Source organism: Amycolatopsis sp. NPDC051045, from assembly GCF_040682955.1.
In the GTDB taxonomy this organism is placed as follows: Bacteria; Actinomycetota; Actinomycetes; order Mycobacteriales; family Pseudonocardiaceae; genus Amycolatopsis.
This window is the reverse complement of sequence record NZ_JBFBCC010000001.1, coordinates 376,039-390,628: the sequence shown is the minus strand read 5'-3', so window position 1 is coordinate 390,628 and position 14,590 is coordinate 376,039. Positions and strand designations below refer to the sequence as shown.

Below are 14,590 nucleotides of genomic sequence, written 5' to 3'. Positions count from 1 at the left end.
CATGGACGAGGACTACGCACGACGGCTGCGAAACTGGCTGCGAGCCAAGCCCGGAGCAACGCCTCGCGGGACTTCGGAGGAGCGCGAGTGGTTGCGCGAGATTCCCGAGCCGGCAACGGATGAGGGGCGCGCTCACCAGGCCGACTCGCCCGACCGGTGGTCGGTGCACGGGCAACTGCCCGAGCCGCCCGCCGAAGACGACGATTGGGTCTGCCCGGTGATCGCGTTGCCGGTTCCACGCTCTTCCCGGGAAAACGGGTGCCGCATGAGCGACGCCGAGGCCCGCTCCCGCCGGAACCACCCGACGAACGTGGATCGCCGCGCGGAGCCGCCGAGCCCCCACCCCATGTTCGACGCCGAGGCGAGCTCCCGCTGGAACCACCCGACGAACTGGCACCGCCGACGCCGCGAAGCCGAGCAGCAGCGGCGAGACGAGCCCGGAGGCCACTGAATGGGCTGGAACAACCCACCCGTCCGCTGGAAGGACCTCGCCCGCACCCTCGCCGGCGGCCTCCCGCACGGCGACCGCGGCGACCGCGGCAACCGCGGCGACCACGGCGACAGTCCCGCCTGGAGCCGTCACCGCGACTCCTACCGCCGCCCGGCCGACCTTCCCGCGCGTGGCCGTGACGATGGCGGCGAGGCCGTCCGCGTCCCCTACGCCGAGCTGCACTGCCACTCCAACTTCAGCTTCCTCGACGGCGCCAGCCACCCCGAAGAACTCGTCGAAGAGGCCGCGCGGCTCGAACTCGACGCCATCGCGCTCACCGACCACGACGGCATGTACGGCGTCGTGCGCTTTGCCGAGGCCGCCCGGGAACTCGGCGTCAACACCGTCTTCGGCACCGAACTCAGCTTCGGGCTTTCCGGTCCGCAGAACGGCGTCCCCGATCCGGAAGGCGAGCACCTCCTGCTGCTCGCCCGCGGTGACCAGGGCTACCGGGCCCTCTGCCGCGCCATCACCGCCGGCCAGATCCACCACCAAGCCGAAAAGGGACGGCCCAGTTACGACCTCGGTGCGGTCGCCGAGGAGGTCGCCGGGCAGTGCGTGGTGCTGACGGGCTGCCGCAAAGGCGCGGTGCGCTCGGCCCTCGTCGCGCACGGCCCGGCGGCCGCCGCGGAACAGCTCCGGATCCTCGTCGACCGCTTCGGCCGCGATCACGTCTACGTCGAGCTCACCGACCACCGGCAGCCGCTGGACAGCACGCACAACGACCTGCTGGCGAAGCTCGCCGGGAACCTGGGCCTGCCGACCGTCGCCACCACCGCCGCGCACTACGCCCGGCCCGAACGCGCCCCGCTGGCCGATGCCCTCGCCGCGATCCGGGCCCGCCGGGGGATCGACGATTTGGAGGGCTGGCTGCCGGCCGCCGGAACCGCGTTCCTGCGCAGTGGCGCCGAAATGGACGTCCTGTTCCGGCGGTACCCCGGCGCGGTGCGGCGCAGTGCCTTGCTGGGCGCGGAATGCGCGTTCCCGCTGAAGCTGATCGCGCCCGAGCTGCCACCCTTCGACGTGCCCGAGGGCCACACCGAAACGACCTACCTCAGGAAACTCACCGAGGAAGGCGCCGAGGAGCGCTTTGCCGGCAAAGCCCACGAAGAGAAGGCGAAGGCGCAGGTCAAGCACGAACTGGCCATCATCGAAGAGCTCGGCTTCCCGGGCTACTTCCTGATCGTCTGGGACATCGTGCGGTTCTGCCGCCAGCACCACATCCTGTGCCAAGGCCGCGGCTCCGCGGCGAACTCGGCCGTCTGCTACGCGCTCGGCATCACGAACGTCGACTCCGTCGCCTACGAGCTGCTCTTCGAACGCTTCCTCGCCCCGGACCGGGACGGCTACCCCGACATCGACCTCGACATCGAGTCCGACCGCCGCGAAGAGGCCATCCAGTACGTCTTCGAGAAACACGGCCGCCTGAGAACCGCCCAGGTCGCGAACGTGATCACCTACCGCGCCCGGTCCGCCGTCCGCGACGCCGCCCGCGCGCTGGGCTACTCCCCGGGCCAGCAGGACGCCTGGAGCAAGCAGATCGACCGCTGGGGTTCGCTGCGCAGCACCGAAAAGGACCACGACCACGACATCCCGGACGAGGTCGTGCAGCTTGCCTTCGCGCTCGAGGACTTCCCGCGGCACCTGGGCATCCACTCCGGCGGGATGGTCATGTGCCAGGAGCCGGTGAGCCAGGTCGTGCCGGTCGAGTGGGCGCGGATGGCCGGCCGCAGCGTGATCCAGTGGGAGAAGGAGGACTGCGCGGCCGCCGGGCTGGTCAAGTTCGACCTGCTCGGTCTCGGCATGCTGTCGGCGCTGCACTACATGATCGACCTCGTCGAGGAGTACAAGGGCGAGCGTGTCGACCTGGCCGAGCTCGACCTCGCCGACCAGCGGGTCTACGACATGCTGTGCGGCGCCGACGCGATCGGGGTCTTCCAGGTGGAGAGCCGCGCCCAGCTGGCCACGCTGCCGCGGCTGCAGCCGCGCGAGTTCTACGACCTCGCCGTCGAAGTCGCGCTGATCCGGCCCGGCCCGATCCAGGGCGGCTCGGTGCACCCGTACATCCGCCGCAAGCAGGGCCGCGAGAAGTGGACCTACGACCACCCGCTGCTGGAGAAGGCGCTGCACAAGACCAAGGGCGTGCCGCTGTTCCAGGAACAGATGATGCAGATCGCACTGGACGTCGCGAACTTCACCGCGGCGGAGGCCGACCAGCTGCGGCACGCGATGGGGTCGAAGCGATCGGACCGCAAGATGGACCGGCTGCGGCAGCGGTTCCTCGAGGGCGCCGCCGCGAACGGGGTCGAAGAAGAACTCGCGCAGAAGATCTTCCTGAAGCTCAAGGCCTTCGCGAACTTCGGGTTCCCGGAGAGCCACGCGCTGAGCTTCGCGCACCTGGTCTTTTCGAGCGCCTACTTCAAGTACTACCACCCGGACGCGTTTCTCGCGGGCCTGCTGCGCGCGCAGCCGATGGGGTTCTACTCGCCGCAGTCGCTGGTCGCCGACGCGCGGCGCCACGGCGTCACCGTGCACGGCCCCGACATCAACCGCAGCCTGCCGCACGCGACGCTGGAAACCTTACCGGACAAGGGAAAGCTCCACGCCGTACGCACCGGGCTGAGCACCGTGCGGAAGATCGGGGAAGACGTCGCGAAGCGGATCGTGGCCGAGCGGGCGGAGAACGGCGAATACCGCGACATGGCCGACGTCGCCCGCCGGGTGCGGCTCACCACGCCGCAGATCGAGGCGCTGGCCACGGCCGGTGCGTTCGCCGGTTTCGGCGGGAATCGCCGCCAGGCGCTGTGGATCGCGGGCGCGGTCGCCGGGGAACGCCCGGAAAAGCTGCCCGGCCTGGTCGGCGCGCAGGCGCCGGTGCTGCCCGGAATGGACGGCCTCGACGTCGCGGCGGCGGACGTCTGGGCGACCGGGGTGTCGCCGGACAGCTACCCGACCGAGTTCATCCGCGACCGCCTCGACGAGCTCGGGGTCGTCCCGGCCGGCGGCCTCGCGGACCTCGACGACGGCGCGCGCGTGCTGATCGGCGGGGCGGTCACGCACCGGCAGCGCCCCGCGACCGCGGGCGGCGTCACCTTCCTCAACATCGAGGACGAAACGGGGATGGTCAACGTGATCTGCACGCTCGGCCTGTGGCAGCGTTACCACCGGGTCGCGCGCAGCAGCCCGGCGCTGCTGATCCGCGGGGTGGTGGAGAAGGCCGACGGCGTGGTCAGCGTCCTCGCCCACCGCCTCGAGCCGCTGCCGATGCGCATCAAGGCGAAGTCGCGGGACTTCAGGTGAGGGGGCGCCGGACGATCGTGATGATCTCGGGGCTCGTCTCGGTCACCGGCGAACGGTCCCAGTAGCCGTACTGCTCGTCGACGACCAGCCCGGCGTCTTCGACGAACCCGTTGAGCGAGGGGACGTCGAGGAAGCGCAGGGTGCTCTCGCTGTACTTCGGTGCGTCCCAGTCCGGGCTCTCGTACGTCGTCGTGAAGCTGACGTACCCGTTCTCGAACGGCCCGGCGTCGTTCCACGACCGGACCTCACCGGTTTCCCAGACGTGCGAAGGCGTCCAACGCTCCCAGCCGCGGGCGGCCGGATTGCGCGTCTCGAAGCCGAACCGGCCGCCGGGGCGCAATGCGCGGCGAACGGCCGAGAACGCCGTGCGCAGCTCCTCGTCGGTCAGCAGTACCTGGAACGCGTGGCCGGTCATCACCGCGAAGTCGAACTCGCCGTCCCAGGCGGCGGTCGACAAATCGCCGAGTACCCATTCGACGTCGTCGCGGCGGCGGCCCTGCGCGAGCATCCCCTCGGCGGGGTCGAGCCCGACGAGCCGTCCTTCGTGGCCGGACTCGCGCGCCCAGTGCAGCAGGGAACCGGTGCCGCACCCGACGTCGAGGACGGACTCCGCGGCCATGATCATCGGCAGGTAGAACGCGAAGTCGCCGCTGCTCTCCCGCGGGTTCATCGCGTCGTACAGCGAGGCGAGGCCGGCGTCGGCGTAGTGCTCATCGGGCATGGCGTCACCGTAGTGATCGACACCGGGAGCCTCATCCGGTTTTCGGGCCCAGGCCGAGCAGTTCGGGGCGCGCGGCCAGCTCCCGCCAGTACGCGCCGGGGTCGGGCAGCAACCGCCGGCGGTCGAGGTCGAGCAGGCCGGACACGCTCGCGACGTCGGCGACCAGCGTGCCGTCCGGCGTGCGGAACTCCTGCGTGACCCGCGAAGTCTTGCCGGTGCCCCAGTGGAACGCGCAGCTGACCGAGACGTCGCCGCGCGGCAGGAGTTCGCGGTGGAACCGCACGGTCGTCTCCAGGTTGACCGGGCCGATCCGGCGCGCGGTCAGCTCGGCCGGATCGATCCCCGCGGCCTGCGTGCACGCCCAGCGCGCGTGGTCGGCGTAAGCGAGGTAGGCCGGGCCGCGGACGTGGCCGTTGGCGTCGATGTCGTCACAGCGCACCGGGATGGTGACGTGGAAGGTCATGCCCGCGATCGTGGCCCCAGGCCGCGGGCGCCGTCTGGAACTTTTCGGCCACCCGCACCAGCGCCGCGGGGGAGGAGCCCGACAGGCGGCGGCATTCGCGGCCGAGGTGGGACTGGTCGGCGTAGCCGAGGTCGGCGGCCACGCCGGCCAGCGACGTCCGCCGGGCGGCCAGGGGATCGAGCTGACGCAGGAACCGCTGGAACCGCCGGACGCGGTGCAGCTGCCGCGGCCCGGCGCCGACCGCGTGCACCAGGTGCCGCCGCAGCGCGCGTTCGCTGACGCCCACCGCTTCGGCGACCTCCGCGCCGCGAGCCGTCACACCGAGCGCGTGGACCGCGGCGAGCACCCGCCGGTCCGGCGCCGCGCTTCGCCGGGCGACGAGCCGTTCGAGAACTCCGCGCCGGCCGTCGGGATCGGCCGTCGCCGCCAGCACTTCTTCGGCCCGCCGGGCATCCGCACCCCAGAGATCGCTCAGGCGCACCTCGCCCGCGGGCAGTTCCGGCATCGGCGTGCCGAGTACGGCGGCCGCAGCACCGCACCGCAGCCGCACGCCGACCCGCGACGAGGACGCCGGGACCCACAGCCACAAGGGAGCGCCGACGGTGACGACGACCGTGAGCGCGTCGCCGTCCCAGACGAGGTCCGCGCACCCGTCCGGGAGCACGCGCAGGGGGCGCGCCCAGCCGGTGTGCCCGTGCCAGCCGCAGGCGAGCACGTCCGCGAGCGCGGGCGGCGGCGCCACTTCGCGGTACACCGACCGCGCCGCCACCGGCCGCAGCGGAATTCCCATGAACCCAGTATGCAGCGGCCAGTAACTGACCTGTTTCGGTCCTAAGTTCGACTGGACGAACCGAGGAGGAAACATGGTCAACCCCGTTCCCGACGGCTACACGACGGTCACCCCGTGGATCATCGGCCGCGACACCGATGGCCTGCTCGACTTCCTGAAGCGGGCCTTCGACGCCGAGGAGCTCGGCCGGGTCGTCGGCGAGGACGGCAAGATCGGGCACGCCGAGGTCCGCATCGGCGACGCCGTCGTGATGGCCTTCGACAGCCGCGACGACTGGCTCGACACCCCCGCCTACCTGCGGCTCTACGTGCCGGACAGCGAGGAGACCCAGCGGCGCGCCGTCGAAGCGGGCGCCACCGAGGTGACGCGCCAGACGGTGCTCTTCTTCGGCGACCGCGTCGGCCGGGTCCGCGACCCGTTCGGCAACCTCTGGTGGATCCAGACCCGACTGGAGGACCTCGACGAGGCCGAGCTGGTGCGGCGCGCGCAGCTGCCCGAGTACGTCGACGCCATGCGGTACGTCCAGAGCGCGGAGCTGGTCACCGGCCGTCCATAGTGGACGGATGCGAGGCCTCTCCGCCGGTGTGGCACCCTGGGGCCGTGCTGGAGACCGGGGAGGACTACCGCGAAGCGGTGCTGTCGGGACAGTGGTGGGAAAAGCGGCGGTTCACCGGCTGCGACTTCACCGGGGCGGACCTGAGCGGGCTGCGGACCCGAGGCTGCACCTTCGACGACTGCGTGTTCAGCCGGGCCGATCTGTCGCGCTCGCGCCACGACGCATCGGCGTTCCGCTCGTGCACCTTCGACCGGACGGTGCTCGCCGAGAGCCGCTGGACGGCGTGCTCGCTGCTCGGCACGTCCTTCACCGACAGCGGGTTCGGCGGGATCGCGCTCACCGAGTGCGACCTCTCACTGGCGTCCCTGGCGAAGGCGCGGCTGCGCAGGCTGGGGCTGTCGGGCCTGCGGCTGCGGGAAGCCAACCTGATGGAAGCCGACCTCACCGGCGCCGACCTGCGCGGCAGCGACCTGACCGGCGCCCGCCTGCAGGGCGCGAAGCTCGAAGGCGCCGACCTGCGCGGCGCGCGCCTCGACGCGAACGCGCTGGTGCAGGCCGACCTGAGGGGGGCCGAGGTCGACGTCGAAACGGCGATCGCCTTCGCCGCCGCCCACGGCCTCGTCATCCGCTGAAACGCGAAGAACCGGCGATCGGAGCCGCCGGTTCTTCGCTGGGAAAGTCAGTCGATCGGGGGTTCGCCCGGGTCGAGTTCGATCAGGTCGCCCTCGGCCAGGAGTTCCTCGATCGACGCCGGCAGCAGGTACGCCGACCCGCCGCCCGGCTGGTTGAACCACGGGATCGCGACGCCGGCCAGCGCCTCCAGCGGCCGTTGCACCCGGTAGACGTGGTACGGGCGGTTGACCCACTCCGGCACCAGCGACCGCTCGGCGAACGGCGTGCCCGCCGCATACGTCAGGTTGCCGTTCGGGCCGCCGAAGCGGTCCAGCTCGCTGCCCGCGGGCAGCTCGCGCAGCTCCTTGCCGCGGAACAGCGTCAGCGGCGGCTCACCGGCCATCGGCGAGATCGGCCACTGCTGCTGGCCACCGCCGCCCCCGCCGTTGACGGCCGGGCGGCCCGGTTCCTCCCGGCGCGGCAGCGCGGACGGTGACGCGGACGGCCCCGGCGGGACCGGCGGCACGCCCGGCGGCACGGGGGCCAGGACGGTCGGAGCCGACTGCGGCGGCTCCCGCCGAGGCGGCACCGGGGCCGGCGGCAGCAGCCCGACCTGCTGAGCCTGCGGCGGCGGCCCGGCCGGGACCGGGGCGGGCGGAGCGGGCTGACGCGGGGGTGCCGGCGGCTCGTCGTCCTCGAGGTCGCCGAACAGCTCATCGGCGCTGGTGAACGCCGTCTGCTCCTGCGCGGGCACCGGCTCGGGCTTGCGGACCGGGTACGAGCCGGTCGCGATCTCGGGCGACAGCGTCGCGACGACCCGCTGCGGCGCCGGTTCCGGCTCGGGTTCCGGCTCCGGCGCGGGCGGCTCCTCGGTGGGCACCTGGCCCTCCGGGTTGAGCAGCAGCTTGCCGAGCATGAACGCGGCCGCGTCCTCGGCGTCGCCGAACACCGCGGGGTTGCTGAGCTTGCCGTCGTACCAGCCGACACGCCAGCCGTCCTCGACCTGCTCGACGCTCCACCCGTGTTCGGCGGGTTCGCCCAGCTTGTAGTCGCTTTCGGGCACGTCGAGCTCGTCCAGCTTGGCCTGCAGGCCGGCGAGCACCGGGTGGTCCGGGGTCTCGCGGCGCAGCGCCCGGCGGCCCGGCCGGGGTGCCTGCTGCTGCGGCGGACCGGCCGGCTCGGCCTGGGCGGCGGGCTGGGGCGCAGGCGCCTCCGGCACCGGCAGCAGGCCGGGCACCTCGGGCTGGGTGATCATGGTCGGCGGGCCCGGGTCGAACACGGGCTGCTCCCCGCGCCGGGGCGGCTGGCCCGGGGGCTGGAAGGCGTGCGGAGGCCCGTCTTCCGGCCGGGCCGGCTGACCCGGCGGCTGGAAGGCGTGCGGGGACCCGTCTACGTGCCGCGGCGGCTGGAAGGCTGCGTGCTCGTCGTCCTGCCGTCCCGCCTGGCCAGGGGCGAACGCGGGGTGTTCCAGTTCGTCGTGCCGTCCGGCTTGGCTGGGGTCGAAGGGGGCGTGTCCCGGTTCGTCGTGCCGTCCCGCTGGGGCGGGGTCGAAGGCGGGGTGTTCCAGTTCGTCGTGCCGTCCCCCTTGGGCGGGGGCGAACGCGGCGTGTCCCGGTTCGTCGTCCCGTCCGGCCGGTCCGGAGTCGAATGCGGCGTGCGCGGGCTCGTCCTCCCGGTGGGCCGCCGGTTCCTCCTCGTGCCGGGGCGGACCCGGCTCGAACGCCTGCTCGGCGGCCGGGAAGGCGCGCTCGTCCTCCCGCGGCGGCTGGAACGCGGCGTGCTCGTCGTCGCGCCGAGGGAAGGGCGTGCCGTCCCGCGGCGGCTCCTGCTCGTGCCCGATCGGCTGGTCGGGGACGTATTCCGCGGTCTCCTCGAGGTCGGGCACGCGGCCCGGCTCCGGCGACGAGCCGTTCGCCCCCGCGGCGTGCTCGGGCTGCTGGGCGTACTCCTCTTCGCCGTACTGGTGGTCCTCCTCGGCGAAGCGGTCGTCGAACTCCTGGTCGTCGTAGCCCTCTTCGGCGTATTCGTGCTCTTCGGCCGGAGCCTCCGGCTCGGCCGGGGCGTGCACCGAGAGCGGCGCCTCCACCGGTGCGGGCGGTTCCTGGTGCTGCGGCGGCGCCGCGGCGGGCGGCGGGCCCGCGGGGGCCTGCTGCTGCGGTGGCACCGGCTGCTGGGGCGGCGGCGGACCCTGGGGCGGCGGGCCGGCCGGGCGCTGCTGCGGCGGCGGTGGCTGGTTGCCCCGGGTCAGGTACGCGGCGGCGGCCTGCAGCAACGGCTCGTCCACCGGCGGCAGCTTGAAGCCGACCGCGCGGACGTGCTCGACCAGGTCCGGTTCGGGTGAAACGCCGTACTTGTGGAGGTAGAAGTTGACGGCGGCGGGCCAGATCCACTGGCCGTCGCTGTGGAAGGCGACCGGGACGGTGGCCTCCGGGTTCGCGGCCAGCCGGTCGATGTCGTAGCCGCGCTCGGGCACCACCAGCGGCGCGTGCTCCAGGTACTCCAGCAGCCGGTCCTGCTCCTCGCCCTCGAGGTCGGGGCGGTTGATCACCGGCCGGCCCGCCGGGCCGACGGTGTCGAAGATGCGGGCGATGCGGAAGTGCGGCCCCGGCTGCTCCGGGCCGAGCCCGGACATCCGCCGGATCAGCCATTCGGGCACGTTCTCCTCGGTGCGGGGGAACATCCGCAGCTCGTCGGAGTAGGCCTGCGGCGGCGGCGCGAGGTTCCACACCGGTTCGTCGCGGTTGTACTCGAGGTTGTAGCTGGAGGGGTGGTCGAGCTGGTAGCGCGCGTTGAACCACGTTCCGCGGCCGTCGCGGTACATGCCGCCGCGCAGCCTGCCGAACAGGGTTGCGATGTCGTGGGTGGCGAGCCACTCGTGCACCGTGCCGTCTTCGGTGACGATCTCGCCGGTGAGCTCGTGGTACCTCCCGACGGCTCGGTACTCCGCGGTGACCTTGCGCCAGTCGCGGGGGGCGGCACGGAGCAGGGCAAGTCCGATCTGCTTGACCAGGGTGTCCTGCTCGGTCGCGTTCAGCTGCGTCGTCGGTTGTGCCACGGGGACATTTTGACTGTTCGCGCGCGCAAGTGCACCCCGCATGTGGGTTTTGCCGCCCGGTCACCCGGTGGCACACGGCCTGACCTCGGGTGATGCGACGTGCGGTAGATCACAGCTTGATCGCGGGCATCGTCGCGAATGGACCGTGTGGGGTAGCGATCACTCTACGCGGTGCGACCGACCGCGCCTGGAAGCGACGCGCGGGGGCCGCTTTGCCAGAATGGGGCCCGTGACGGCGAAGATTCTCGACGGCAAGGCCACCAAGAACGCCATTTTCGCGGAGCTCGAGCCGCGCGTCGCGGCCTTGGCCGCGAAGGGGGTGACGCCGGGCCTGGGCACCGTCCTGGTCGGCGACGACCCGGGCTCGCACTCGTACGTGCGGATGAAGCACGCCGACAGCGGCAAGATCGGGATCAACTCGATCCGCCGCGACCTGCCGGCCGACATCACCCAGGAGAAGCTCGAAGCCGTCATCGACGAGCTGAACGCCGACCCGGCCTGCCACGGCTACATCGTGCAGCTGCCGCTGCCGAAGCACCTCGACGCGAACCGCGTGCTCGAGCGGATCGACCCGGAGAAGGACGCCGACGGGCTCGCGCCGGTCAGCCTCGGCCGGCTCGTGCTGGGCCAGCGCGGCGCGCTGCCGTGCACGCCGTACGGGATCATCGAGCTGCTCAAGCGCCACGGCGTCGAGCTGAACGGCGCGCGCGTCACGGTCGTCGGCCGCGGCATCACCGTCGGCCGCACGCTGGGTCTGCTGCTGACCCGTCGCAGCGAGAACGCCACCGTCACCCTGTGCCACACCGGCACGCGCGACCTCGCCGCCGAGGTCCGCCGCGCCGACGTCGTGGTCGCCGCGGCCGGCGTGCCGGGGATCATCACGCCGGACATGGTCGCCCCGGGCGCCGCGGTGCTCGACGTCGGCGTGTCCCACGTGGACGGCAAGCTCACCGGCGACGTCCACCCGGGAGTCGCCGAGGTTGCCGGCTGGATCTCGCCGAACCCCGGCGGGGTCGGCCCGATGACCAGGGCGATGCTGGTCAGCAACGTCGTCGAGGCGGCGGAACGCTCGGTCCAGGGCTGATGACGGTGACCGAGGACCGGCGGGACATCGGCGACCGCCGGAGCAGGCAGACCCGGTTCACGCAGCTGCCGTTCACGCTGGTGCTCCTGGTGGTGGCCGTCGCCGCGCTGCGGATCTTCCAGTACCACTGGCGGGAGGGCGCGGCGCTGATCGGCGCCGCGCTCCTCCTCGCCGCGGTGCTGCGGGCGGCGCTGCCGACGGCCAAGGCCGGGCTGCTGGCGATCCGCGGCAAGGTCGTGGACATCGTGACCTTCACCGCGCTCGCGGCGGCCATCCTGTTCGTCGCTTTGACGATCATCGGCGGCCCGTTCGGCTCCTCTTAGGACGCCATCGCGAGTTCGCGCCGCCGTTCGACGCGGGCTTCGCGGCGGTCCAAAGTGCCCGAGACGATGGCCAGGGTCAGGCCGAAGACCGCGAGCAGTGCGCCGACCCAGTTGGGGGCGACCAGGCCGAGGCCGCCCGCGATGACCAGGCCGCCGAGGTAGGCGCCGATCGAGTTGGCGATGTTGAACGCGGACTGGACGGCGGCCGACACCAGGGACGGAGTGCCGCCTGCCTTTTCCATGATCCGCGCCTGCATCATCGGGCCGATCATGAACCCGGCGACGCCGACGAAGAAGATCGTGATCGCCGCGCCGACCTTGCCCTGGGCGGTGATGGTGAAGATGCCCAGCACCGACGCCAGCGCCAGCAGCGCGATGTAGAGGCTCGGCATCAGCGCGCGGTCGGCGAGCCGGCCGCCGAGCAGGTTGCCGATCGTCATGCCGACCCCGGCCAGCGAAAGCAGCAGGGTGACGTTCGACGGCGAGTAGCCGGCGACGTCGGTCAGCATCGGCGTGATGTAGGACAGGCAGGCGAACACACCACCCAGCCCGAACGTGACGATCGCCAGCGCCAGGTGCACCTGCGGCCGCTTGAACGCGCCGAGTTCGTTGCGCAGCGACGCCTCGGCGGCGGGCTTGCCCTGGTGCGGGACGAGCTTCGCGATGGCCGCGATGGCGACCAGCCCGATCAGGGCGACGACGCCGAAGGTGGCGCGCCAGCCGACCTGCTGGCCGAGCAGCGTGCCCAGCGGCACGCCGATGACGTTCGCCAGGGTCAGGCCGAGGAACATCATCGACACGGCCTTCGCGCGCTGGCCGGGGCCGACCAGGCTGGAGGCGACGACGGCGCCCGCGCCGAAGAACGCGCCGTGGGGCAGGCCGGCGAGGAACCGGAACGCGACGCCGAACTCCTGGTTGGGGGAGAACGCGAACAGGCCGTTGCCGAGCGTGAACAGGCCCATCATGGCCAGCAGCATGGTCTTGCGCGGCAACCGCACGGCGGCCGCGGTGAGCAGGGGGGCGCCGATGACGACGCCGAGTGCGTAACCGGAGATGAGGTAGCCGGCGGTCGGGATGTCGACGCCGAAGTCGGCGGCCGCCTGGGGCAGCACGCCCATCATGACGAACTCGGTGGTCCCGATGCCGAAAGCTCCGATGGCGAGCGCGAGCAGCGCGACGGGCACGGCACTCCTTCCAAGGTGGGTAAACGATTACTCAGCCGATCGCAGGTTGGGTACTGGATCGGTTCAGTTGACGGGCAAAAATAGAGACAGCCGATCGGCCCCAGCGCCGTGAGCTGCCTACGCCCTAGTCCAACAAGGGAAGGGGGCCGTTGTCATCCCGATATCGGGTGACGATCCACACCGTAACGCCGTGCTCAGCGCGGAGCGGCCAGGACGCCGGCCAGCAGGCCCGGGAACAGCGCGTCGAGATCCTTGCGGCGCAACGAATTGAACCGCGTCGTGCCTTCCTGGCGGCCGGCCACGACGCCGGCGTGGCGCAGGATGCTCAGGTGGTGGGTGAGTGTGGACTTGGTCACCGGCACGGTGAGCCCGCCGCACGCGATTTCCTGCCCGGTGGCCGCCAGCTGCCGGACGATGGCCAGGCGCACCGGGTCGGCGAGGGCGCGGAGCACGCCTTCGATGGTGATCTCGTCCCGGGTCGGGTGGGCGATCGGGGGCAGGGTGTCGGTCTTGGCCATGCGCCCATTGTACGACGCTGGTCGAAATTGCGGCAGGGACGTAGTACGGTGACTGTCGAACTACGACGTTCGTCGAACCAATCCCTGCTTCGCTTGGGGGCTCAGTCCATGTCCGCATTTGCTCCTTCGAGGATCTCGGTCCTCGCCTTCGGCGCCTTCGGCGTCGGGACCAGCGGCTACATCGTCGCCGGGCTGCTGCCCGCGCTGACCGGTGAGCTGCACGTCTCGGCCACGGCCGCGGCGCAGCTCGTGACCGCCTTCGCCATCGCGTACGCGGTCGGCTCGCCGGTGTTCGCCGCCGCCACCGGCACCTGGGAACGCCGCACGCTGCTGGTCGCCGCGCTCGCCGTCACCGGCGCCGGCAACCTGTTCGCCGCGCTCGCACCCGGCTACGGCTCCCTCCTCGTCGCCCGGGTGGTGACCGCGGTCGGCGCCGCGGTGTTCACCCCCGCGGCGAGTGCCGTGGCGGCCGAGCTGACCGCGCCCGAGCGCCGGGGCCGCGCGGTCGCGCTGGTGTTCGGCGGCCTGACGGTGGCGCTCATCTTCGGCGTGCCGCTCGGCAGCCTGATCTCGCAGCACCTCGGTTACCGGCCGGCGTTCGCGCTGGTCGCCGTCTTCTCGCTGGTGAGCGCGCTGGCCGTGCGGCTCGCGCTGCCCCGGGTCGCCGCGCCGCCGCGGGTGAGCCTGGCCGAGCGGTTCGCCGCGGGCCGCGACCCGCGGGTGCTCGTCATGCTGGCCACCACGGTGCTCGCCTGCCTGGCCGCGTTCATGGTCTACACGTTCGTCTCGCCGCTGCTGGCCGCCACCGCCGGCGTGCACGGCACCACCGTCACGGTGCTGCTCTTCTGCTACGGCGTCGGCGGCGCGATCGGCAACTTCGCGGGCGGCCGGGTGACCGACCGCTGGGGCTCGCGGACGCCGCTGCTCGTGGTCACCGCGGCCACCACCGTCGTGATGGCGTTGCTGCCGCTGACGACGGCGACGCCGATCGCGGCCGGGATCTCGCTGTTCGTGTGGGGCCTGGCGACGTGGTCGTTCAACCCGCCGGTGCAGCACCGCTTGATCGAGCTGTCGCCGGGCCACGCCGGGCTGGTGCTCTCGCTCAACGCGTCCGCGATCTACCTCGGCGTCGGCCTGTCCGGCGTCGTCGGGGGAGCGGTGCTCGCTTCGGGCGGCCCGCTGCTGCTGCCCGAGGTCGCGGCCGCGCTGACCCTCGTGGCCCTGCTGCTGGTGGGCTCGACGTGGGGGCGGGTCCGCGAGCCTCGGGAACAGGTCGCCGTCGGCTAATCGGCGTGCGTCAGGACTTCGCAGTCGGGGCCGGGGTAGACGAGCCCCTCGTGCCCGTCGGCGAACCGCACCAGATAGGGCGGCGCGCCGTCGGGGCCGCGGACTTCGAGGATTTCGCCGTGCTGCTCGGCCGACCCGACCGTCCGGCCGTGCACCTGGATCCGGTCTCCTACTCCTGCGTGCATGGGCTTCACCTCCGTGTCCAGG

General features: G+C 72.4%; 14 protein-coding genes. 7 read left to right on the top strand and 7 right to left on the bottom strand.

Translation table 11 applies throughout. The annotated features are described in order from the left end of the window. Position 1 precedes the first annotated feature (1 nt). Together AB0M80_RS01925 and AB0M80_RS01920 are read left to right on the top strand one after the other, a co-directional pair. Entirely contained in the window at positions 2-451 is a 450-nt protein-coding gene (locus AB0M80_RS01925; protein ID WP_364557514.1) for a hypothetical protein, read from the top strand. After that, the gene (locus AB0M80_RS01920) at positions 452-3,790 is read left to right on the top strand and encodes an error-prone DNA polymerase (protein WP_364557511.1); all 3,339 of its coding nucleotides are present in this window, start codon (positions 452-454) and stop codon (positions 3,788-3,790) included. Here AB0M80_RS01920 and AB0M80_RS01915 read toward each other — a convergent pair. From AB0M80_RS01915 to AB0M80_RS01905, 3 genes are read right to left on the bottom strand one after another with little or no spacing between them, the layout of a single operon-like run. Then, positions 3,783-4,511, bottom strand: coding sequence for a methyltransferase domain-containing protein (locus AB0M80_RS01915; protein WP_364557508.1), 729 nt, complete (start codon positions 4,509-4,511; stop codon positions 3,783-3,785). The two genes, AB0M80_RS01920 and AB0M80_RS01915, sit on opposite strands and share 8 nt — an antisense overlap. Positions 4,512-4,542: 31 nt before the next feature. Next, positions 4,543-4,974, bottom strand: coding sequence for an acyl-CoA thioesterase (locus tag AB0M80_RS01910; protein WP_364557505.1), 432 nt, complete (start codon positions 4,972-4,974; stop codon positions 4,543-4,545). After that, positions 4,940-5,764 carry a helix-turn-helix domain-containing protein gene (locus AB0M80_RS01905; protein ID WP_364557503.1) on the bottom strand — a complete coding sequence of 275 codons (825 nt, stop codon included), beginning with the start codon at positions 5,762-5,764 and terminating at the stop codon, positions 4,940-4,942. Before AB0M80_RS01905 ends, AB0M80_RS01910 begins: the two co-directional genes overlap by 35 nt. 73 nt (positions 5,765-5,837) lie before the next feature. On the opposite strand from AB0M80_RS01905, the gene AB0M80_RS01900 reads away from it, so the two are divergent. Next, positions 5,838-6,320, top strand: a complete 483-nt coding sequence (locus AB0M80_RS01900) for a VOC family protein (protein ID WP_364557500.1) — start codon at positions 5,838-5,840, stop codon at positions 6,318-6,320. A gap of 44 nt (positions 6,321-6,364) precedes the next feature. Continuing rightward, complete coding sequence (locus AB0M80_RS01895; RefSeq protein WP_364557497.1) at positions 6,365-6,952, top strand: pentapeptide repeat-containing protein; 588 nt, start codon at positions 6,365-6,367, stop codon at positions 6,950-6,952. A 47-nt stretch (positions 6,953-6,999) separates the two neighbouring features. Here AB0M80_RS01895 and AB0M80_RS01890 read toward each other — a convergent pair whose 3' ends face one another. Beyond that, positions 7,000-10,029: a glycohydrolase toxin TNT-related protein gene (locus AB0M80_RS01890; protein ID WP_364557494.1), complete on the bottom strand. Its 3,030-nt coding sequence runs from the start codon at positions 10,027-10,029 to the stop codon at positions 7,000-7,002. Positions 10,030-10,216: 187 nt separating this feature from the next. Between AB0M80_RS01890 and AB0M80_RS01885 the strand changes: the two genes are divergently transcribed. Together AB0M80_RS01885 and AB0M80_RS01880 are read left to right on the top strand one after the other, a co-directional pair. Continuing rightward, entirely contained in the window at positions 10,217-11,071 is an 855-nt protein-coding gene (locus tag AB0M80_RS01885; RefSeq protein ID WP_103341087.1) for a bifunctional methylenetetrahydrofolate dehydrogenase/methenyltetrahydrofolate cyclohydrolase, read from the top strand. Then, entirely contained in the window at positions 11,071-11,394 is a 324-nt protein-coding gene (locus tag AB0M80_RS01880) for a DUF3017 domain-containing protein (protein WP_364557491.1), read from the top strand. The genes AB0M80_RS01885 and AB0M80_RS01880 overlap by 1 nt, the downstream gene beginning before the upstream one ends. Here AB0M80_RS01880 and AB0M80_RS01875 read toward each other — a convergent pair. Both AB0M80_RS01875 and AB0M80_RS01870 read right to left on the bottom strand, forming a co-directional pair. Further along, positions 11,391-12,578 carry an MFS transporter gene (locus AB0M80_RS01875; protein WP_364557488.1) on the bottom strand — a complete coding sequence of 396 codons (1,188 nt, stop codon included), beginning with the start codon at positions 12,576-12,578 and terminating at the stop codon, positions 11,391-11,393. The genes AB0M80_RS01880 and AB0M80_RS01875 overlap by 4 nt on opposite strands. A 194-nt stretch (positions 12,579-12,772) precedes the next feature. Continuing rightward, complete coding sequence (locus AB0M80_RS01870; RefSeq protein WP_364557485.1) at positions 12,773-13,096, bottom strand: metalloregulator ArsR/SmtB family transcription factor; 324 nt, start codon at positions 13,094-13,096, stop codon at positions 12,773-12,775. A gap of 108 nt (positions 13,097-13,204) precedes the next feature. Here AB0M80_RS01870 and AB0M80_RS01865 point away from each other — a divergent pair, with 108 nt between their 5' ends. Continuing rightward, positions 13,205-14,383, top strand: a complete 1,179-nt coding sequence (locus AB0M80_RS01865; RefSeq protein WP_364557483.1) for an MFS transporter — start codon at positions 13,205-13,207, stop codon at positions 14,381-14,383. Here AB0M80_RS01865 and AB0M80_RS01860 read toward each other — a convergent pair. Further along, complete coding sequence (locus tag AB0M80_RS01860; protein WP_364557480.1) at positions 14,380-14,568, bottom strand: DUF1918 domain-containing protein; 189 nt, start codon at positions 14,566-14,568, stop codon at positions 14,380-14,382. The genes AB0M80_RS01865 and AB0M80_RS01860 overlap by 4 nt on opposite strands. Between the last annotated feature and the right edge of the window lie 22 nt (positions 14,569-14,590).

Excerpts from the sequence above, each read along its gene's own strand:
- AB0M80_RS01925 (WP_364557514.1), top strand. The coding sequence starts at position 2 with ATGGACGAGGACTACGCACGACGGCTGCGAAACTGGCTGCGAGCCAAG.
- AB0M80_RS01870 (WP_364557485.1), bottom strand. The coding sequence starts at position 13,096 with ATGGCCAAGACCGACACCCTGCCCCCGATCGCCCACCCGACCCGGGAC.
- AB0M80_RS01915 (WP_364557508.1), bottom strand. The coding sequence starts at position 4,511 with ATGCCCGATGAGCACTACGCCGACGCCGGCCTCGCCTCGCTGTACGAC.
- AB0M80_RS01900 (WP_364557500.1), top strand. The coding sequence starts at position 5,838 with ATGGTCAACCCCGTTCCCGACGGCTACACGACGGTCACCCCGTGGATC.
- AB0M80_RS01890 (WP_364557494.1), bottom strand. The coding sequence starts at position 10,029 with ATGCGGGGTGCACTTGCGCGCGCGAACAGTCAAAATGTCCCCGTGGCA.
- AB0M80_RS01910 (WP_364557505.1), bottom strand. The coding sequence starts at position 4,974 with ATGACCTTCCACGTCACCATCCCGGTGCGCTGTGACGACATCGACGCC.
- AB0M80_RS01920 (WP_364557511.1), top strand. The coding sequence starts at position 452 with ATGGGCTGGAACAACCCACCCGTCCGCTGGAAGGACCTCGCCCGCACC.
- AB0M80_RS01860 (WP_364557480.1), bottom strand. The coding sequence starts at position 14,568 with ATGCACGCAGGAGTAGGAGACCGGATCCAGGTGCACGGCCGGACGGTC.
- AB0M80_RS01880 (WP_364557491.1), top strand. The coding sequence starts at position 11,071 with ATGACGGTGACCGAGGACCGGCGGGACATCGGCGACCGCCGGAGCAGG.
- AB0M80_RS01905 (WP_364557503.1), bottom strand. The coding sequence starts at position 5,764 with ATGGGAATTCCGCTGCGGCCGGTGGCGGCGCGGTCGGTGTACCGCGAA.
- AB0M80_RS01865 (WP_364557483.1), top strand. The coding sequence starts at position 13,205 with ATGTCCGCATTTGCTCCTTCGAGGATCTCGGTCCTCGCCTTCGGCGCC.